Genomic DNA, 20,470 nt, shown 5'->3' on the forward strand with positions numbered 1-20,470 from the left:
TTATGCGTGAGAGCAAATCTGTGGATGGTTCGCTTTACAATAATGGTTCCAAAACATCTGGTTCTGATAACAGCGGATTAAATCAGTCCGAAGTTAGTGCTGATCGAAATGTTAAAGCCGAATTAGTGACTTATTCTGGTGATAATCCTAAAAAAACCAAGAATAAATCTAAGTCCAAATGGTTGCGGAGGCATATTGATGCTATACCGTTGAGTACTCGTTTGGTAGCGTGTACGTTAGTTGTTCTTACAATTGCTGCATTATGCATTTCTCTTTCTATTAGGCAATTAGTTGGCAGTTATCTGTTGGATAAAACCGATGCTCAGCTTACAGATCAGGCTCAGCTTATTTACGACAATATAGATTTGCTTCGTAGTAAGGATTCTGGAGAACAGACTGCAGGTCCTAATGATTATTTCTTGCAGATTAGAGACACTAATAACAAGATTATTACTACACCTTTGATTCCAAAACTTAAAGGTGATGTTGTTTCTATGCCGAATCTTCCAGAAGATGGCGAAATTAATAATGTTGTTGTAAGACGTAGGCCTTTTACTGCTCCAGCGCGAGTGCATGGAGATGTAAAAAGTATTGATGAAACAACTGCAAAAGCTGCGGAATCTCCTTGGCGAGTTCTTGTTCTTACATGGGGTCAGCGAAGCGGATATAATTCCGAAATGCATGTTAGAGGGTATGTTTATATAGCTCTTTCTTTAAGTGACCAATTAGATACTGTTAATACGCTTACACGTTATTGCGTGATGGTTAGTATAACAGTTATTCTTCTTGGTGCTGTTTTAGCTGCTCTTATTATTCAATCTACTCTTGTTCCACTAAAGAGAATAGAAAAAACTGCGTCGAAGATTGCTTCTGGAGATTTAAGTAGGCGAGTGCCTTCCGCCCCAGAAAACACGGAGGTTGGATCTTTAGCTGCTTCGTTGAACTCTATGCTTTCTAAGATTGAACAAGGATTTAACGACCAGGAAGCAATGACTGAGAAAATGAAACAATTTGTTTCTGATGCAAGTCATGAACTCCGTACTCCATTAGCTGCTATTCATGGATACGCTGAATTGTACTACATGTGGAGAGGTGTGCCTGGTCAGCAAGAAAAAGCTGATGATTCTATTGCTCATATTAAGGCTTCTAGTGAAAGAATGACGGAACTTGTAGAAGATTTGCTTTCGCTGGCACGATTTGACGAGGGTAGAGGAATAAATGTTTCTCAGACAGTTAAAGTAACTCCTATTCTTTCTGATGCGGCAAATGATTTGAGAGCGTTAGATCCAGTTCGAGTTATTCAGCAAGGCACTTTGCATTTAGCTGATGACTGGAAGTTGATGAATTGCTCTAAGCCAACAAATTGCAGTCTTGATAGAAAGTTTATTTTTACTCCAGGTGAGTTACCTAAAGTCACTTTAAAGGGTGACGGAGCTAGATTGCGACAAGTTCTTACAAATATTGTTGGAAACATTCATCGCTATACTCCAAGCGATTCTCCAGTAGAGATAGGTATGGGTGTTCTCAAGGCTTCTATTACTCCTGAAGCTCTTCAAAAAATGGGATCTGTATCTCGTTCATTGAAAGACTTTTTAGAAGCTGCGGAAGTGAGCCAATCTACTGGAACAGGCAGCTCATTTGTGGTTATTCGAGTGGTAGATCATGGACCTGGCGTACCTGAAGAATCTTTATCTCACATATTTGAGCGATTCTATATTGCAGATCCATCTCGTGCTAGAGAAAAGGGTGGTACTGGCTTAGGTATGTCTATTGCTCAGTCTGTTGTTAAAGCTCATCGTGGTTTTATATGTGCTACTACGTCTTGTGCATCTAGGACCAGCAGTGATCAGCTTATTGATGATACAATGGCAGGAAGCGAATCGTCTGAATCTAAGCCTCATGGTTTAACTCTTACGGTTGTGTTGCCGAATGTGATATTTGACGATGAGAATAATAAGAAGGTTAAGAATACAGATACTTCTAGCATGGTTACCGATAATAATATTGTAAAAATCGATAATAGTTTAAATTATTAATTATTTTATTTATAATTTTGCTTGTTTTGACATGTTTTTTCGGATAATTTATTGCTTATAGTTTTTGTTTTAGATTGTTCGGGATTCATGCGCTACAATTGATAAAGCGTGAGCCGAGTGAATGTTATGTGGATTATAGTAGAATGTGATGATTCGCATAGAATTTAATGAATTCGAGTGAGGTGTGTTATGCCCAACGGGCGTGTTCGTTGGTACGATTCTAAAAAAGGATATGGCTTTATATGCGATGAAGAGGGCAAAGATGTATTCTTACCATCTTCTGCGCTGCCAGAATCAGTGAAAGAGCTGCGTAAAGGTACGCGTGTTGAATTCTCTGTTGTTGAAGGTCGTAAAGGGCCACAGGCAATGGGTCTCACTGTTGTGGCTTCTGCGCCTTCGCTAGTAAAAGCCACAAGACCAAAAGCTGAAGATATGGCTGCAATAGTAGAAGACCTTATTAAGCTTTTGGATTCTGCAGGCAATGGTTTACGACGTCGTCATTATCCGTCTACTGCTGAGAGTAAGAAACTTGCGCATTTGTTGCGTGCTGTAGCAGACAATTTTGACGTGCAGGACTGATATTTAACAGGATTTTTTATGGCAGATGAAGTAATTAATCCTCAGGAGCTTGCATATAGTATTGCTGTGGAAACTTCAGAGCGTGAAAACGCTGTTGGAGATTTCGTAAGTGCTACAGATCTTGGTAGTGATGTTACCGATTTTAGATTTGTTTGCAATATGCCTGGGTATGAAGGTTGGCAGTGGTCAGTAACGCTGTACCACGATGCTGATGTTGATCGTTGGACAGTTAATGAGTCAACTCTTGCCCCAACTGAGGATTCTTTACTACCTCCACCTTGGATTCCTTGGAAAGATAGACTTAAGCCAACGGATCTTTCGGTTATGGACTCTATTGGTACAGCCGAAGATGATGAAAGGCTTGAGTCTGGAGTTAATCCAGAAGATTTAGATTATAAAAAATCTAAAGCAAATGTTTCTGAAGATTCTGTAGAAACTGAATGCTCTGAATCGGAAAAGTCGCCAGCAACCGAACAGGATGGCGAAACAGAGCAAAATAATGAATCTAAAGAAGATAATGAGTCTAAAGAATCTCAAGAAGATTTTGAAGAAGCAGTTGAGACTTTTAGATTAACTCGTAAGAGGGTTATGACTGCTGAGGCAATAGCTCAAACGGCGAAGCGATGGTATTCGGGACAACATGGTCCTAAATCGCTTTCTACTAAAATTGCGGATGGTAAAGCGTGTTCATCCTGCGGATTTATGATTCCTCTAGCTGGCAGCTTAGGAAACATGTTTGGAGTTTGCGCAAATATGTGGAGCCCAGACGATGGGAGAGTGGTGGCATTAGATCACGGGTGTGGAGAGCATTCCGAAATAGAGCCACCAGAGCCATCACAACTTTGGATTCAATCGACTCCAGCCTATGACGATTATCATATTGAGATAGCTCCTCAAGCTCCTAGAGACGAGAGAGCAGATGTAGAGCTTATCGAAGAAGCGATTGAAGATAGTAAGGAAAATCGTAAAAGACATCGCAGGTTGATAATTGAAGACGAGTCTGACGAGTTCAGCGAAAATAGCGAAAATAGCGATTCTGCAGAAATTGATTCAATTGATAGAAGTAATAATAAAGATAATAAAGCTAATGAAGATATTGAATCAGAAGATTTTGCAGATAGCACTGATAATTCTGATGATGTTGATAAGAGTGATGTTTCGGATGATGCAGATAGCGCAGATTATGCAGAATCTGGCGATGACTCGAATTCTGCAGACAATTCTGAAGATTTAAATAAGTCGTCATTAACCAATGAGTAACACTAAAAATAGTGTTAGAGTCATGGCAACTCGTTACCATAGAACGAAGGATAAGAACGGAAGGCAATTATGTTTGAACGGTTCACTGACCGCGCTCGGCGTGTGATTGTGCTAGCTCAGGAAGAAGCGCGCTCTCTTCAGCATAACTATATTGGTACCGAGCATATTCTCTTAGGTCTTATTAGAGAAGGCGAAGGAATAGCAGCAAAAGCTTTAAACGCCAAAGGCGTAGAATTAGACAATACTCGTAAACAAATAAAAGAAATGATTGGCACTGGTACTGTCTCGCCTAGTGGACACATACCTTTTACTCCGCATGCTAAACAAGTGCTTGAGCTTAGTTTGCGTGAAGCATTGCAATTGGGGCACAGCTATATTGGTACCGAGCATATTCTTTTAGGTCTTATTAGAGAAGGCGAAGGTGTTGGAACGCAGGTGCTTATTAAGATGGAGGTCGATTTAGGAGATCTTCGTAGCACTGCAATGGATTTGATTCGAGGAAATTCTGGATTACCAGAAGACGGTCAGAAGGGTGATTTGGCTAATGCTGGAGGAGTGCAGGATAAGAGGAATCAGTCTGGTTCTGCGCTGCTAGATCAGTTCGGAAGGAATCTTACTACAGAAGCTGAGCAAGGGAAGCTTGATCCTGTTATTGGTCGTTCAAAAGAGATTGAGCGCGTTATGGTTGTGCTTTCTCGCAGAACTAAGAATAATCCTGTTCTTATAGGTGAACCTGGTGTTGGTAAAACAGCTGTTGTGGAAGGTCTTGCACAGAAGATTGTTGCTGGAGATGTGCCAGAAACGTTAAAGGGCAAGCAGGTTTATTCTCTTGACTTGGGTTCGATGGTTGCTGGATCTCGTTATCGTGGCGATTTTGAAGAGCGCTTAAAGAAGGTGCTTAAAGAAATTAAGACTCGTGGAGATATAGTTCTATTTATTGATGAGATTCATACTATTGTTGGTGCTGGGTCTGCAGATGGTGCTTTGGGTGCTTCTGACATGCTTAAACCTATGCTTGCGCGTGGTGAGCTACAGACGATTGGTGCTACAACTACCGATGAGTATAGAAAGTATATTGAAAAGGATGCGGCTTTGGAACGAAGATTCCAGCCTATTCAAGTTCAAGAGCCTTCTATTGCAGAGACAATTGAGATTCTGAAAGGTTTGCGTGCGCGCTACGAGAATCATCATCACGTAACTATTACGGATGCTGCTTTGCAGTCTGCAGCAGAAATGTCTGCTCGCTATATTCAAGATAGGAATTTGCCAGATAAGGCGATTGATCTTATTGATGAAGCTGGAGCTCGCCTACGTATTAAGCGATTGACAGAGCCACCAGAGCTTAAGGAACTTGATTCTAAGATTTCTAAACTTTCAGAAAAGAAAGATGAAGCTATTAAGAATCAGGACTTTGAGAAGGCTGCCGACTTGCGAGATGAGCAGGAAAAGCTTGAGGAAGAACGTAAGAATAAAGAGCAGGCTTGGCGTGAGGGCGAGTCTAATGTGAATATGGTTGTAGACGAGGATGTTATTGCATCTGTTGTTTCTAATACAACTGGTATTCCTGTTGTTAAGCTAACTCAAGCGGAATCCAAAAAGTTGCTCGGTATGGAAGCGGAGCTTCATAAGCGTATTATTGGTCAAGATGAGGCTGTTTCTGCACTTTCTCGTTCTATTCGTCGTGCGCGAGTAGGACTGAAAGATCCAAAGCGTCCTTCTGGATCGTTTATTTTCGCTGGTCCTACAGGAGTTGGTAAGACAGAGCTTGCTAAAACCTTGGCTCAATTCCTGTTCGACGATGATGATGCTTTGATTCGTGTGGATATGTCGGAGTTTGCGGAAAAGTATGCGGCTTCTCGTCTTTTCGGTGCTCCTCCAGGATATGTTGGCTACGAGGAGGGTGGCGAGCTTACAGAGAAGGTTCGTAGAAAGCCATTCTCGGTGGTGCTTTTTGACGAAATTGAAAAGGCTCATCCAGATATTTTCAACACTTTGTTGCAAGTGTTAGACGACGGTCATTTAACAGATGGCCAAGGAAGAAAAGTTGATTTTAAGAACACGATTATTATCTTGACTACAAATCTTGGTACTCGTGATATTGCTAAGTCAGCGAATACTGGTTTTAGTCTTGGCAATAATGCGGATGCATCTTACCAGAGAATGAAGGATCAGGTTAATTCGGAATTGAAGCGTCAGTTCCGTCCGGAATTCCTAAACCGTTTGGATGATACGATTGTATTCCGTCAGCTTACTGAGCCAGAGGTTCGTCAGATTGTTGATTTGGACGTTAAGCGTTTGAATGACCGTCTGTTTGAACGTCATATGACTTTGGAGCTTACAGATGCAGCTAAGAATCTTCTTGCGCAAAAGGGCTTTGATCCTCTTCTTGGAGCAAGACCGTTGCGAAGAGTTATTCAGCGCGATATTGAGGATGCCATAAGTGAGAAGATTTTGCTTGGCGACTTAACAGATGGTGAACGCGTTGAAGTTGATGCAGAAGGCGAAGGTTTGCTGGGGGAGTTTATTTTCCGCGGTATAAAGTTTGATGTTGAATCTTGATGTTGAGTTCTAAATAACGAAAATATTCTAAATAACGAAAATCCCGGTGTGTAAAACCATCGGGATTTTTGCGTTTTATGGGTTTTATAAATCACTATTGTTCCGATAAATAAAATATGTTGTTCCGATACTGTTTATATTATTCAGATAAATGAATTACGCTGAGCTTCTAATAATGCTTTTTCTAATTCCGTATCTACAGCAAAAATGTAGAGTCCATTAACTCCTCGTTTTAATAACACGTTAAGCTCATTTTTAAGATTATCAATTGAATAGTCTAACGTAATTTTCTTTTTTGTAGATAAATCTTTAGTGTGCCTTTTATTAGTTGCTTTATCGTTTCTACTATTTTCTGGGCAAAAAACAACTTTACAATTACGATACTGCACTGAAGGTCCAATTATTACCCCAGCATAATTTAAATCAAATCCTTGAACGGTAAATGTAGATCCAATCTCATTTATAGTATGAGGCTGTTCTGCCCATGATTTTTTTGTTTCCTTTATTGAACGTGAATGCTTAGAGCTATCTAACGATGACAATTGATAATTCCATGGATGGCTAAAAACTTTCCCTTCTCTTTCCAAAATTTCTAACTCTGAACTACTAGCATCAGCATATTCTCCAAGTCCCATATACCATTGTCCATTACTATCACAATGCAAATCTACATTCCAAGTACCATTTATTGCTTTAGGATTATTCTTATTGCTCTTGTACTCCCAATCATATGTTGCAACAATACGTGATAATCCGTGCCCATCGCACCCAGAAGCTTTTTCTTCAGATTTAGATTTAATAGCCTTAAACAATTTAATAGGTGAATCAAATACCTTGAAATCAAAAGGTTTATCTTCAGTATTCGAATCTGCATTTTTTACCTCAGAATTACTACATACTGGAAGAGTGCCAATACAACCATTGTATATAAAATTTTTAATCCATTCGAGAATATTTTTATTAGCTCTCATACGCATCTGATTTTCAAGAATAAAACGACGGACATTCACACTTATTGAATCATTTAAGGATAATGCTCCACAACCATTAGCACTATTGCCAAAAGACTTCTTATCTTTGCAATATGTACCCAATAATTTTTCTAAGTCTTCTGAATTCCACCGTTGGTTACTTTGTAAAATTTGATTAGGATCAAAAGCTGCAATAACAACTCGAGACCTACATAAGATATCAGACAACATATTTGAACCAGAGTAAGCCTGATTAGCTTGTGTATTCAGCAAGTGAGCTTCATCAATAAGAGCTACATCACAGCAACGCTTTGGTCTGTCAATGATGCCACGACCTTGTTCGGTTTGCTCGCTAAAACGATTAATAAACTGAGAAGGTAGCATAACAAGTTCATCATTATTTTTTTGCAAACGTAACTTTGTTGCTATTTGATTGTATACATTCACTTGTTCTTTATGATTTACAATTATGCAAGCAGTTTTCCTATTACTAATAGTTGAAAATTGTTTATATTCATAATCAGAATCCTCTTCGTTTTCTTCTTCAACATCATCATAACTGTATTGGCGTAATTGATTTTTTATTTTGCTTAGCTTGTTACAAATTTTATAGAACAAATCACTGAGTAAAACTGTTTTTCCAGTACCAGCATCACCTTCTAACAGAATAAGCGTAGAAGAATCAGAGTCACACTTATTCTCTGATTTTAAAGCTTCATTGACGATATCTATAACTTTTCTTTCAATATTCTTCTGTTCAGAAGTCAATTTATGAAATGGTGATGCCTTGAATAAAGCTGAGTCGCGAATAATTCCTTCCTCTGGAAATAAATTTGGATCCATGTCATGAAGCTGAACCCATATTCCAGAAAAAATACGTTCGAACTCTTCTTCTGGATAATATTCACCCTGAGGATTTGTTCGGCGATTAGTAACCTCATTAATTGAATTAACGCTTAACAAGTACTGCATGAAGCGGTTTTCAACATCTAAAGTAAGTGATTTATTAAAATGCTCATTAGCAATAATATATTGTTTTACTTCGCCTTCAGATAATTTTTCCCAATCATCTCTGATTTTGGTATCAGCATTCAGATGTTGTTTTGTTCTTTCCTCAATGTTATTAGTTTCACCAACATAAACCGTATATCTCTCATATTCTTTTTTATGAACAATATAAACAGTTGGAAATTTCAGCAAGTAATGCTTCAAAACTTGAATAGTTTGGTTATCAAGATCACTTCTCTTATACTTTAGATTTTCATTAATGCTATGTTCCAATTCATTATCTTTGAAAACTTTATAAGGCAAATTAACAATTATGGACTTAGGGGGAACAATAGCTTTCATCATGATTCAATGATAGCTATTTGATAAGAAATATTCTATTAATAAAAACTACTAATAGTGACAAATTTACAAATGTTTTTGAATTGAATATTTTTAACTCAATTTATAAATTTTCGATTATGAAAATTTAGTCCACGTATCAAAACTGTTTCCTTAACGCAACAATTTTGATACACTTGCCCACAAACTCTATAAATTAGATTTACCATATAAACAAAGTCAATGTTGTGTAATAATGCAATATTTACTAGCATGAATCGTAGGAGTCTTCCTGCGTTGAAAGTCGGCTTCATGCCGTCGGCTGATTTACTCACCTTAGGCGTTGTGTGGGCTCCTTTATTTTTTTTTACATATAACATATGGATCATTAAAGACTATAAAACAGTTGGAATATGCGAAAGCTAGTCATACCCTCAAACCAACTCATTACGAGATTAAGGGGTAAGAGGAGCCCTAGCCCTCATTTCGATTCTATCATATAAGTCTTTACCTAATACGCAGTGGTAATCCTTGAAGCGCAATAAGTAAATAGTTAGTCCCGAACAGACCAAGTGTCCGGGACTCACTATCCACTATACTGCAGGCTCATTATGAAATTAGATGCAATAGTATCTGCTATGTTTTCACTCGTTATTATCGCTGGCGTATGGTGCCATTTTTCACCTTGGTTCACAGTCTTTCCCGCATCGTGGGGCGGGACAACCTGCTTGAGTGCAACACAACAAGCGCGAAAGTACCTTGGAACGCCGAGCTTGCTCAAAGTTGAAAGCATAGTGTGCTTTTCAACGCAAGTGAGGGCTGACTACGTTAAATCAACGAAATTAGTTTTTCCGCACAAAGATTTATGCGAATGTGTTTACGGTCGATGTGTATCGTGATAGCATAGTAGAGCCGTGGTGCAAAGGGCGATTTTATCCTTTTCGTCCTCTTGACAATTGCGCACCACGGTGCTTTTAGGTCTTTTCTAAATGTGTGGTTATTCATAGAAATTCTAGCTAGTATGTGTAGTTGGAATTTTTTTCTCACATATGAGGTATGAATCTTAATTGCAACGCGTGGCCCTCGGCAACTAGCTTTCAAGACTGGAACATTAGTCTGAGGAGTACCACGCGTTTTTGCTTATAACCCTATAACCACACGTTTTTCAGGCTTTCACACATAAGCTGATGCTATCCTAGAAGTGCGTTTATCAAAAAAGAAAGAGCTTAGCGCGTTGTTACTGCATATAACGATGTGGAAGATAAGAGAGGAATCAAAAGCTGATGAATATGATGAAACTTTGTTATGATATGGCTGAGAAACTTCGTCCCTATGCTGAACCTAATATGGACAAACACTCTAAAGAAGCAGCCAATAGCGCTATTAGAGCAGGTGAACCATCAATCGCAATTGATATTTATTTAAGTAGACGCATGGATGCGCAAGAGTGCACCTAAAGAGTTGCTAATAGAAGCCTATAACCTTCTAGATCCTTATGAATGCGGAGATGTCTATGACGATATAGCAGACGATTTAGGAGTTCCGCGTAAAGTCCATTCACCAGATGAATAAAAAATAAATTTTATATTAAATCAACAATTATCAGATTTTAGCCACCTGCAAAAGGTTGTAAGCAATTAAAAGTATGCGCGTTAATACCGTGTTCCCAGTTGTGGAAAATAAGAGAGGAGTGAAAAGCTGATGAACATGCAGAAAATTTATTATGACACGGCAGAGAAACTTCGGCCTTATGCTGAACCATACATGGATAAACTTTGCAAAGAAGCCGCTAGTAATGCTACATGCGCAGGAGAGCCTTATGAAGCATTAGCAGATTACTTAAGTTTTGCATGGGAACATCAAGATACTCCTCGCAAACTTATTATTGAAGCATACAATCTTATTGACGATGATTATCTTGATTCATATAACGAAATGGCAGATAAACTAGGGATTCCACGTCGCCAACATTCTGCAGATTACGATGAAGATGAATAAATTGTATATTAAAAAAATATACTTAGAATGAAAATTGCGAGGGACCCCTCGACTAACAATCTGACGTAAACGGCAGCTGCGAGGCCCTCGCGTTGCTTTCATTATAGCGTTATTTTTTAAAATATTTCAATGTACCAAGGGATTCAATAAATACTATTGTTCAAAAACGTTTATCTAGAGAAAATATGAAGCTAAATTGCGTTTGCATAATAGAAGACGGGAAAATTAACTATTACAAAAGAGCTGGTCATTCCCCCAAACCTACCCCGTGAAGGGTCAAGGGTAAGGGGGAGCCCCAGCTCTCAATTCGATTCTATCATATGAGCACCTTCCTTATACGCAAGGATCACCCATATTCTTGTTATTGTTTAGCTAGATTTATCATACGCAATAAGCACGTATCAAAACTGTTTCCTTAACGCAATAATTTTGATACACCTGTGTTATATCTATTTTTGTGAATGACACTCTTCCTACGCATTAAACATCTACATCTGCTTTACTCTTGTAAGAGTTATATCACTTTGAACAATTTTAAATTTATACTACAAACTGACCTAACTTTATACGCAGAAGATTTAGATTAATGAATCACAATAACAATGTTGTTGATGTATAATCGCTTTTGATAGAGTTTCCCGCATGTGCGGGGGTGATCCTTCTGCGTTTCGTGTTCTATCGTCTTTCTCGCATTGGCGAGGCAATTATTTGAGCTTCAAACGTATTGCATCCGTTTGAAGCTCAACTAGTTTAGTAATAAATATGCAACACAATCTTTCTTAAAGCTCTTATTGAGAGTATATTTGCCATTATTTAATAATCATTGTGGATTAGGAAAAATGGGAAGACGGTAATCATGAATTGTAATCATGTTGTTAATCCTGAATTATGGGGTAAAAAGAGAGAAGTTAATGGAGTAATGCAATGGCTTCCTCTTGCTCAACACCTTGAAGATACTGGAAATGTTATTGGTCAATTATGGGATCATTGGCTTAGTGATGGTCAGCGAAGATTGATTGAAGCCTCATTAAGTAAACATGTTGATGCAAAAAAGTTATCTCAATTTTTAGGATGCATACATGATATTGGTAAAGCTACTCCAGTTTTTCAGTTTCGAAAATCGTATTCAAATTCAGAAGATTTAGATATTGCGTTAAAAAATAAGTTAGCTACTGTTGGTTTTACAAATATCGATGATTTTATTAAAAAGGCAGAAGATTGCTCGAGTAGCCATCACACTATAACTGGTCAAGCTATTCTTTCTAATGCTGGAGTCCATGAAGGAATTTGTGCAATCGTTGGTGCTCATCACGGTAAGCCTTTAGATAATGATTTTGTTTATAAAAATAACGAATCTGCGTATTCTGACCATTACTATCAAAGTGAAACTGAAAGTGAGAATAGTAAATTATGGAAAAAATTGCAGAATGATATTTTGGTTTGGGCTTTAGAAAGAAATGATTTTTCTAATGTAGATGATCTTCCAGAAATAAGTGAGCCAGCACAAGTTTTATTGTGTGGATTAGTAATTATGGCTGATTGGATTGCTAGTAATGAACACTATTTTCCTCTTATTCCAATAGAGAAAGATTTGATTGAAAATCAGGAAGAAAGATATAGAAAAGGCTGGGAAAAGTGGTTACAACATGGTTCTAAAGACGTATGGGAATCATTAAATTGTTGTAGCAATGTTTCGCAAATATACAAACATCGTTTTGGCTTCTTGCCGAATAGCATTCAGACAGCGTTGCACGATGTCATTTCTCATTGCAAAGAGCCTGGAATTTTTATTCTTGAATCTGCAATGGGTTCAGGAAAAACAGAAGCTTCTTTGATTGCCGCTGAGCAATTAGCAAATCTAACCGGAAGAAGCGGAGTATTCTTCGGTCTTCCTACTCAAGCAACTTCTAACGGAATGTTTAGGAGAGTTGAGGATTGGCTTAAAAGCGTGAATCGTGATTTTCAGGGTGAAATTGGTTTACGTTTAGTTCATGGTAAAGCTGAACTGAATGCAGATTATGCGCATTTACCGCATGGAATGCAAAATATGAATGATGGTTCTGAGAGTAGATCTAGTAATAATGATGTAAATAATAATGGAGTAATACTTAATGATTGGTTTACTGGGCGAAAAACCGCAATGTTGGATGATTTTGTAGTTGGTACAGTAGATCAATTTTTGTTAGCTTCGCTAAAGCAGAAACATCTTATGCTACGTCATTTGGGCTTAAGTAAAAAAGTTGTAATTATTGACGAGGTGCACGCTTATGACGCTTATATGAATAAGTATCTTGAAGAATCTCTTATTTGGATGGCAGCATACGGTGTTCCCGTAGTGTTACTTTCTGCTACTTTACCAGCCAAGCGTAGAAAAGAACTTATAAAAGCCTATATGTGTGGGTTATTTGGATTTAGTTGGAGAGAATGTGATAAATCTAATGTTGATTTTGAAACAAATAATTATCCTTTAATTACGTACAGTGATAAAAACTGTGTAAAACAAAAATTTATTGAAAATGATGCTAGTGAAAATAAATCTGTTTCTGTAAGAAAAATAACAGACGATAGATTACACGAATCACTTGTTAGTGAGCTTAAATCTTTGTTAAATAATGGCGGCATTGCTGGGATTATAGTAAACACCGTTAAAAGAGCTCAAGAAATTTATAATGCGTGCGTTGATGAATTTAGTGATGACGAAGTTATAGTTATTCATTCGCAATTTATTGCTACAGATAGAGTTAGAAAAGAACAACAGATTTGCAATATGATTGGCAAGAATGCTCATAGACCTACTCGTGCAATAATTATCGGTACGCAAGTATTAGAGCAGTCACTTGATATTGATTTTGATATTTTGTTTACTGATCTTGCTCCTATAGATTTATTACTTCAACGTGCTGGCAGATTACACAGGCATACGATGGAACGCCCAGAAACTTTCACAGAGCCAATTTTATATGTGTTGGGAACCAGTGAGTGTTATGAATTTGATAAAGGTTCAGAGTCTATTTACAGCAAATATTTACTTATGAGAACTCAATACTATTTGCCAGATGTTATAAACATGCCTCAAGATATTTCTCGATTAGTGCAAATAGTTTATGGCGATAATCCTTTAGAGTTGCAAGAAGATTTGAAAGATGTGTATGCTGTTGCAAAAAGAGAACATGATTCAGTAAGAAATAGTAATGAAAGTGCTGCAAAAACATATAGAATCGAAAATCCAAAATCAAAAATCGGTAAAAGATCTATTGTCGGCCTGTTGGAGAATCCAATTACAAATGAATCTGATGAATTTGCATGTGCTCAAGTTCGTAATAGCGGCGAATCTATAGAAGTTATTGCTGTGAAAAAAGTTGGATCTGGCTATGGAACTTTCCATGATTGTGAAGATATTTCACAAAATATTGATGATTCAGAAGTTGCAATGAAACTTGCTCAAGAAACAGTAGGATTGCCGTGGATGTTTACATTAAACAGCAATCGTGTTGATGAAACAATTGCAGAACTGGAAAGAATACGAAAACAAAATCAATTCAAAAATTGGGATAATCAGCCTTGGTTGCGAGGTTCTTTGGTGCTTTTATTCGATGAAAATAATATTTGCAAATTATCGAAATGCAGAGTTGTGTATTCTGAGAAAAGTGGTATTGTATGTATTAAGAGTTCGGAAGAAGACAGAAAGGAATAAAAGGTGAGCAGGTTTAATCTACTAGATGAGCCTTGGATTTCCGTCATTGTAGACGAAAAAGGCCACAATAAGCTCGTATCAATGACAGATGTGTTTAAGCATGCATCTGAATATAAAGCTCTTGCTGGCGATATGAAAACTCAGGACTTTGCATTGCTTCGTGTTTTGCTTGCTGCGCTTCATACTGTTTTTTCTAGGTACGATATTCAGGGAAATTCTCGTGAATTTGATTCAGGTGAAGATACTGAAGATGATTTCAATGAAGAAACAATGGATATTTGGCGCGAAGTTTGGAATTCAAAAAAGTTTCCAGATGCAGTTTTCAAATATTTAGAACAATGGCATGATCATTTCTACCTTTTTGATGACAAATATCCATTTTTCCAAGTACTTAAACAGGATGTAGATAGTAAAAATCTTGGCGGTAAATCTCCTAGTGAGATATCTGGTAAAAATATAAATCGATTGATTTCTGAAAGTAACAATAAAATAGCAGTATTTTCTCCAAAAGATAATGTTGATAACAACAAATCATCACTTACTGAACCACAATTAGCAAGATGGATTATTACCTTACAGTCATACGCTGGATTAGCAGATAAGACCATGTTTGGTACGGAAAAATATAAAGCTTCTAAAGGTTGGCTTTTTGATCTCGGCGGTATTGAGATAATAGGAGCAAATTTATTTGAAACTCTTATGCTCAATTGTGTACTTGTTGGCGATGTGCAATCTCCTGAGAAAAAACAAAAGCCATGTTGGGAATATTCAGGAACAGAAAATATTGAAAATTCGTTTTATGAAACATTTATTGACAATGTTTCCCAGCTTTACACTCGATGGAGTAGAGCAATATATATAAATCCTGATATTAGCATTGACAAGCCAATATCGGTTTCTATAGTGAAACTTCCTGATATTAATCATAAAAATGCTTTTATTGAGCCAATGACAGTATGGCAGTATAACAAAGAAGGTGAAAATAAGGATAAATACACTCCAAGGAAGCATAGAACAGAAGAAGCTATGTGGAGATCATTTGGACTCCTTACATCGCAAGAATTATACGATGGTAGTGTAAAAAATCACAAACCAGGAATTATGGAATGGCTTAACGAAATTAAACATGATATTGCTGGCTCTTCTATTTCACTGCAAGCTATAAGTATGAAAGATGATGGTAATGCTACATCTTGGGTTCCTACAGATGAAATATGCGATACTTTATATATTGATGAAGTCGTAGTAACTGATAATGCTGACGATGGATGGGTATACAGAATTAACAATGAAGTTGAGTATACAAGATCTGCCATAGGATTCATTTACAAGCAATTTCTTCTCGACATATGTGAAATACGCAATAGAAGTAAAGATGATGCAACTAAATATTCTGCTAAGTACATTAGTCAGGCTTATTTCTTAGTTGATCAACCGTTTAGAGAATGGTTAGCAAATATTAAACCAAAAGATTCAATGAATGAACGTTGTACTCAATGGAGAAATACTTTGCATAACATACTCATAGATGAGGCAAAAGGAATGCTAGAAAATGCAACATTGCGCGATTTTACAGGTAGACCATCTGATCAAAGCGAGAAAGAATCTACAAAAAATATAGTTACAGCTTACAACGTTTTTACTAGTCGATTAAAAAAATTATCAGGAAAATAAAAGACATAGAAAGGAGGCTATTATGGCTGAAAATCAAAGCAAATCTGTTGAAGTATCAAGCGTTGTCAGTAAAATCATAAATCAATTCTTGAACGGCTCAGATATTGCATCGAGACGAACTATGCTTGCTCAACTACGTCACACAATCGGTAAGCCATTAAGTCAGTCAATAGAAATATGGCCATGGATATTAAACAATGTGCCAGAAAGCTTCATAGATAAATATGGCGAAGTTAACTACCAATTGCGAGCTGTTATAAACACTTTGCAAATATACGCATTGTACGAGCAAGGTGTTGCAGAAAAATCAAGTTATAAAGATTTGAACAAATCTGAAGATTCAGAAAATGAAAAATCTTATAACAATATGGGAACAGCTTTAAGAACACTAAGAAGTGATGAAGGCGTACGTGGAGCTATGGATAGGCGCTTTAGTGTTATGATCACTGCAAACGACTACGAAAGTTTTTACTACTACCTTCGTCAACTAGTTCGACTACTAAAAAGCAGAACAAAAGAAAATCAACAATCGATTGATTATTCTAAACTAGCTCGCGATTTATATTTGCTTCAGTTTGAAGATTCAGAAAAAGTAAGACTTTCCTGGGCGCAAGAATATTATCGCTTAAGCAAGTAGCAATAACTTTTTAGCAACATCACATATTTTAAAAATTACATATTTCAAAAACAACGTTATTAAACAATTAACTAAAATTTAGAAAGGCAAAACAATGAACGCTCATTTATTCTTAGATATTCAAGCAATCCAAACTGTTCCACCATGCAATATTAATCGCGATGATGCAGGCAGTCCAAAAACTGCTCAATATGGCGGTGTAACTAGAACCAGAATAAGTTCTCAATGCTGGAAGCACTCAATGCGTGAATACTTCAAAGAGCACAGCGGTGATTCTAATGTTGGAATACGAAGCAAAAATATTGTTAAATACGTTGCCGATAAAATCATTACTTTAAAACCAGAATTATCTGAACAAGAAGCATTAGATTTAGCAGATAAAACGTTAAATACTGCTGGAGTTAAAACTAAAACAGATAAGGGGGAAACAGTTCCTACATCAAAAGCTTTATTCTTCTTAGGCGAGACTCAAGCAAATTCTCTAGCTCAAGCAGCAATCAATAATGTTACTGACAAGAAGCAACTGCAAGAAATCTTGAGAGATAATCCACCTATTGATATTGCGTTATTCGGTCGCATGCTTGCAGACGATCCATCGCTTAATGAGGACGCTTCTTCGCAAGTTGCTCACGCAATTTCCACTCACGCTGTTCGTACTGAATTCGATTACTATACTGCTGTTGATGATTTATCTGCGGATGATAATGCTGGAGCTGGAATGCTTGGAACAATAGAATATAATTCTTCAACGCTGTATCGTTATGCAAATGTTGCAGTACATGAATTTAGCCATCAGTTGAGTGATAACAAAGAATCTACAATTAATGCTCTTAGACTTTTTATTGAAGCTTTCGCTAACGCAATGCCTACTGGAAAAGCAAATACTTTTGCTAACCAAACTTTGCCGCAAATGCTGGTGGTAACTTTAAGAGATGACAGGCCAGTGAACTTAGTTAGTGCATTTGAAGATCCAGTAAAATCTAAAGACGGATATGTCTCAAAGTCTATAGATAAGCTATCTCAAGAATACGAGAAAGTTCAAAAATTCGTCCATAAGCCACTTGCATCATTCTATGTAACAATGGATTCTTCAAATGAGAATCTTAAATTAGGAGTGGAAGAACAAAGTATGCAGCAATTATTGGATGATTTTTCTTCTAAAGTCCCCGAATTTCTTCAGTAAATTCCTTAATAAATAACACTTATTAGTTGATATTTAGTGTTTAACAGTTAGGAATCTTATGAAAAGTTTATTACTGAAGTTTTCTGGACCGTTGCAATCATGGGGTACAGATTCTCATTTTGAGACTCGTCACACAGACTACTATCCATCTAAAAGTGCGGTAGTAGGTATGATTGCTGCAGCTTTTGGATATAGAAGAAGCGCAGATTGTGATGAAGAGATTGCAAAGCTTAATGATTTAGATTTTGCAGTACGAATAGATCAGCAAGGAAATTTGCTTAGAGATTATCATATTGCTGCAAAATATAAGTCTAACGGTGACTTTGAAAAAAATTACGTTACAAATCGTTACTATCTAGAAGATGCCATATTCCTAGTTGCAATAGGATCCGATAATGAGCAACTTATTTACAGTATTAACGATGCGTTGCGCTCGCCGTATTTTCAATCTAGTTTAGGCAGAAGATCATTGCCTCCTACTGCTGACTTTATTCTAGGAGTAGAAGATTGTGGAGTAATTCAGGCTCTATTAACGCATGAGTGGCTTGCAAACAAGTGGTCTAAAAAAAGATTTAATACTTTTAGACTATCTGATTCATCAGAGTCTGCTGATGAATCATGCAATGAAGTATTTATATCCTTATACGCTGATTCTGATTTAGTAGATAAAGCTGTAGCAGAATTAGTTAAAGACGATACTAGTACTTATAAAATTCAGGGATCAGTTCGCAGATTGCGCAAGGATTTCGTTAATTCTTTCTCTAACAAGGAAAGAAAATTCGGATTCCGTTACGAGTCAAAAGTGGAAATACCTATTAAGAGAATTCTCCACAATAATTCGGATTCGGAAGGTATTTCATCAGATAGTAAGCATGTGAAATCTACTGGAGATTTTATTGCTGAGCATGATGCTTTTTCTGGATTGGAGTCTTAAATGTCTTATTTAAGCAGAGTTGAAATTGATTATAAAAAGCCCTCATCATTGAGAGATCTTAAATCTGTCGGAGCTTTTCACAATTGGGTTGAGCAAAGTTTTCCCGACGAATGGGAGAATCATGAAAGAAGCCGAAAACTATGGAGAGTTGATGTTCTGCATGGAAAACATTACTTGCTTATAGTGAGTGATTCTGAACCAGATTTGCAACGTCTAGAGATGTATGGTGTTGCTGGAACAGCGTCAAGTAAGAATTATGATAAGTTTTTAGGCTCACTGATGAATGGCATGAGAATGCAATTTCGTGTGACGCTTAACCCTGTTGTTTCTATTTCTGATACTGCTGAAACTCGCACTACTAGAGGTAGGGTAGTACCACATGTTACTTATGATCAGCAGATGAATTTTTTGCTTAATCGCGCACAAAAATTAGGTTTTTCGTTGAACGAAAATGAATTCGCTATTGTTGAACGCGGATATAGCTTATTTACAAAGTCAGAAAAACCTATTCGATTAAGTAAAGCTGTTTATCAAGGTATTTTAACAATTAGTGATGCAAAGATTATGCGTAAAACACTGTTAGAAGGAATTGGCAAAAAGAAAGCGTATGGCTTTGGAATGATGACAGTAATTCCTTTAGACAATTAAATAAATGATTAAAGGCTGTAACAGTATGAAAAAGAAATTCGGTGCCAAAAAAGCTGAAATACCAGAGCTTCCACGTATAAGCGACAGAGTGAGTTTTATATACGTAGAGCATGCGAAAATTAATCGTCTTGATAGTGCTGTTACAGTCTTTGATGCAAATGGAACTATAAGAGTTCCTGCTGCAATGATTGGTGTTTTACTTTTAGGCCCTGGTACTGAGATTACTCATAGAGCTATGGAATTACTTGGAGATGTTGGTGCAAGCATAGTTTGGGTTGGTGAGCATGGGGTTCGAAATTATGCTCATGGTAGAGCATTGTCAAGAAGTTCAAGATTGTTGGAAAAACAAGCAAAACTTGTTACTAATAATAGGTCTAGACTGAGCGTTGCGAGAAAAATGTATCAAATGCGTTTCCCTAACGAAAACGTATCGTCATATACTATGCAACAATTGCGAGGTCGAGAGGGCGCTCGTGTTAGACATGTATATAGGGAAATGTCTAACCAATACAATGTCCAATGGAATGGTCGCGATTATAAAATCGACGATTTTGAAAGTGGCACTGTTGTTAATCAAGCATTGTCTGTAGGTAACGTATGCTTATACGGTTTAGTGCATAGCATAATATCTGCTTTAGGTTTAGCACCTGGATTAGGTTTCGTACATACTGGACATGATCTTTCTCTCGTATATGATATTGCAGACTTATATAAAGCTGAATTAACTATTCCTGCGTCTTTTGAAGTTGCTTCTCAGTGTGAATCCGAGGATGACATTGAACAGTTAATGCGTTTGAAGATGCGCGATTGCTTCGCAAATTGCAACATAATGTCTCGTATTGTTAATGATATACAAAATCTTCTTGAAATACCAATTGACGAGCAAATTACTGTTGATGTAATACATCTTTGGGACGATAAGGAACTTCTAGTAGATTCTGGAATAAATTACAGTGAGGTGAATTGAT

At 37.1% G+C, this 20,470-nt stretch carries 15 protein-coding genes; 14 read left to right on the forward strand and 1 reads right to left on the reverse strand.

What is annotated here, in order from left to right:
• The first annotated feature begins 2 nt into the window (after nt 1–2).
• The 4 genes from HXT19_RS02525 to HXT19_RS02540 all read left to right on the forward strand — a co-directional run bounded on the left by HXT19_RS02525 (nt 3) and on the right by HXT19_RS02540 (nt 6,434).
• Nucleotides 3–2,036: a sensor histidine kinase gene (locus HXT19_RS02525; RefSeq protein WP_004115361.1), complete on the forward strand. Its 2,034-nt coding sequence runs from the start codon at nt 3–5 to the stop codon at nt 2,034–2,036.
• Nucleotides 2,037–2,225: 189 nt separating this feature from the next.
• On the forward strand, nt 2,226–2,615 hold the full coding sequence (locus tag HXT19_RS02530) for a cold-shock protein (RefSeq protein WP_004115360.1): 390 nt from the start codon (nt 2,226–2,228) through the stop codon (nt 2,613–2,615).
• An 18-nt stretch (nt 2,616–2,633) separates the two neighbouring features.
• The gene (locus tag HXT19_RS02535; RefSeq protein WP_422119740.1) at nt 2,634–3,875 is read left to right on the forward strand and encodes a DUF3027 domain-containing protein; all 1,242 of its coding nucleotides are present in this window, start codon (nt 2,634–2,636) and stop codon (nt 3,873–3,875) included.
• A gap of 69 nt (nt 3,876–3,944) precedes the next feature.
• Nucleotides 3,945–6,434, forward strand: coding sequence for an ATP-dependent Clp protease ATP-binding subunit (locus tag HXT19_RS02540; RefSeq protein ID WP_004112655.1), 2,490 nt, complete (start codon nt 3,945–3,947; stop codon nt 6,432–6,434).
• A 143-nt stretch (nt 6,435–6,577) separates the two neighbouring features.
• Here the strand turns inward: HXT19_RS02540 and HXT19_RS02545 are convergent, their stop codons facing one another.
• Nucleotides 6,578–8,758 (reverse strand): DNA/RNA helicase domain-containing protein, encoded by a 2,181-nt coding sequence (locus HXT19_RS02545; RefSeq protein ID WP_422119741.1) that lies wholly within the window; start codon nt 8,756–8,758, stop codon nt 6,578–6,580.
• 1,259 nt (nt 8,759–10,017) lie between these two features.
• Here HXT19_RS02545 and HXT19_RS02550 point away from each other — a divergent pair.
• The 10 genes from HXT19_RS02550 (at nt 10,018) to cas1e (ending at nt 20,469) form a co-directional block, all read left to right on the forward strand.
• Entirely contained in the window at nt 10,018–10,191 is a 174-nt protein-coding gene (locus HXT19_RS02550; RefSeq protein ID WP_004112661.1) for a hypothetical protein, read from the forward strand.
• Nucleotides 10,172–10,306: a poly(A) polymerase gene (locus HXT19_RS02555; RefSeq protein ID WP_004138524.1), complete on the forward strand. Its 135-nt coding sequence runs from the start codon at nt 10,172–10,174 to the stop codon at nt 10,304–10,306. Before HXT19_RS02550 ends, HXT19_RS02555 begins: the two co-directional genes overlap by 20 nt.
• A gap of 129 nt (nt 10,307–10,435) precedes the next feature.
• Nucleotides 10,436–10,732, forward strand: coding sequence for a hypothetical protein (locus HXT19_RS02560; RefSeq protein WP_004112662.1), 297 nt, complete (start codon nt 10,436–10,438; stop codon nt 10,730–10,732).
• An 856-nt stretch (nt 10,733–11,588) separates the two neighbouring features.
• The gene (locus tag HXT19_RS02565) at nt 11,589–14,426 is read left to right on the forward strand and encodes a CRISPR-associated helicase/endonuclease Cas3 (RefSeq protein WP_004138506.1); all 2,838 of its coding nucleotides are present in this window, start codon (nt 11,589–11,591) and stop codon (nt 14,424–14,426) included.
• Between the two features lie 3 nt (nt 14,427–14,429).
• Nucleotides 14,430–16,100: a type I-E CRISPR-associated protein Cse1/CasA gene (locus HXT19_RS02570; protein WP_101887832.1), complete on the forward strand. Its 1,671-nt coding sequence runs from the start codon at nt 14,430–14,432 to the stop codon at nt 16,098–16,100.
• A gap of 22 nt (nt 16,101–16,122) precedes the next feature.
• On the forward strand, nt 16,123–16,737 hold the full coding sequence (gene casB, locus HXT19_RS02575) for a type I-E CRISPR-associated protein Cse2/CasB (RefSeq protein ID WP_004112668.1): 615 nt from the start codon (nt 16,123–16,125) through the stop codon (nt 16,735–16,737).
• Between the two features lie 94 nt (nt 16,738–16,831).
• On the forward strand, nt 16,832–17,920 hold the full coding sequence (gene cas7e, locus HXT19_RS02580; RefSeq protein WP_004112670.1) for a type I-E CRISPR-associated protein Cas7/Cse4/CasC: 1,089 nt from the start codon (nt 16,832–16,834) through the stop codon (nt 17,918–17,920).
• A 58-nt stretch (nt 17,921–17,978) separates the two neighbouring features.
• Nucleotides 17,979–18,854 carry a type I-E CRISPR-associated protein Cas5/CasD gene (gene cas5e / locus HXT19_RS02585; RefSeq protein ID WP_101887831.1) on the forward strand — a complete coding sequence of 292 codons (876 nt, stop codon included), beginning with the start codon at nt 17,979–17,981 and terminating at the stop codon, nt 18,852–18,854.
• A complete protein-coding gene (gene cas6e, locus HXT19_RS02590) occupies nt 18,855–19,502 on the forward strand; it encodes a type I-E CRISPR-associated protein Cas6/Cse3/CasE (RefSeq protein WP_004112674.1) in 648 nt (215 codons plus the stop codon).
• 25 nt (nt 19,503–19,527) lie between these two features.
• Complete coding sequence (gene cas1e, locus HXT19_RS02595; RefSeq protein WP_004112676.1) at nt 19,528–20,469, forward strand: type I-E CRISPR-associated endonuclease Cas1e; 942 nt, start codon at nt 19,528–19,530, stop codon at nt 20,467–20,469.
• Nucleotide 20,470: the final 1 nt, after the last annotated feature.

Origin of the sequence: Gardnerella sp. DNF00038, assembly GCF_049262855.1 — a bacterium.
Classification (GTDB): Bacteria; Actinomycetota; Actinomycetes; order Actinomycetales; family Bifidobacteriaceae; genus Bifidobacterium; species Bifidobacterium vaginale.

Coding starts and splice junctions, on each gene's coding strand:
- HXT19_RS02525 (WP_004115361.1), top strand. CDS start 3: ATGCGTGAGAGCAAATCTGTGGATGGTTCGCTTTACAATAATGGTTCC.
- HXT19_RS02530 (WP_004115360.1), top strand. CDS start 2,226: ATGCCCAACGGGCGTGTTCGTTGGTACGATTCTAAAAAAGGATATGGC.
- HXT19_RS02535 (WP_422119740.1), top strand. CDS start 2,634: ATGGCAGATGAAGTAATTAATCCTCAGGAGCTTGCATATAGTATTGCT.
- HXT19_RS02540 (WP_004112655.1), top strand. CDS start 3,945: ATGTTTGAACGGTTCACTGACCGCGCTCGGCGTGTGATTGTGCTAGCT.
- HXT19_RS02545 (WP_422119741.1), bottom strand. CDS start 8,758: ATGATGAAAGCTATTGTTCCCCCTAAGTCCATAATTGTTAATTTGCCT.
- HXT19_RS02550 (WP_004112661.1), top strand. CDS start 10,018: ATGAATATGATGAAACTTTGTTATGATATGGCTGAGAAACTTCGTCCC.
- HXT19_RS02555 (WP_004138524.1), top strand. CDS start 10,172: ATGCGCAAGAGTGCACCTAAAGAGTTGCTAATAGAAGCCTATAACCTT.
- HXT19_RS02560 (WP_004112662.1), top strand. CDS start 10,436: ATGAACATGCAGAAAATTTATTATGACACGGCAGAGAAACTTCGGCCT.
- HXT19_RS02565 (WP_004138506.1), top strand. CDS start 11,589: ATGAATTGTAATCATGTTGTTAATCCTGAATTATGGGGTAAAAAGAGA.
- casB (WP_004112668.1), top strand. CDS start 16,123: ATGGCTGAAAATCAAAGCAAATCTGTTGAAGTATCAAGCGTTGTCAGT.
- cas7e (WP_004112670.1), top strand. CDS start 16,832: ATGAACGCTCATTTATTCTTAGATATTCAAGCAATCCAAACTGTTCCA.
- cas5e (WP_101887831.1), top strand. CDS start 17,979: ATGAAAAGTTTATTACTGAAGTTTTCTGGACCGTTGCAATCATGGGGT.
- cas6e (WP_004112674.1), top strand. CDS start 18,855: ATGTCTTATTTAAGCAGAGTTGAAATTGATTATAAAAAGCCCTCATCA.
- cas1e (WP_004112676.1), top strand. CDS start 19,528: ATGAAAAAGAAATTCGGTGCCAAAAAAGCTGAAATACCAGAGCTTCCA.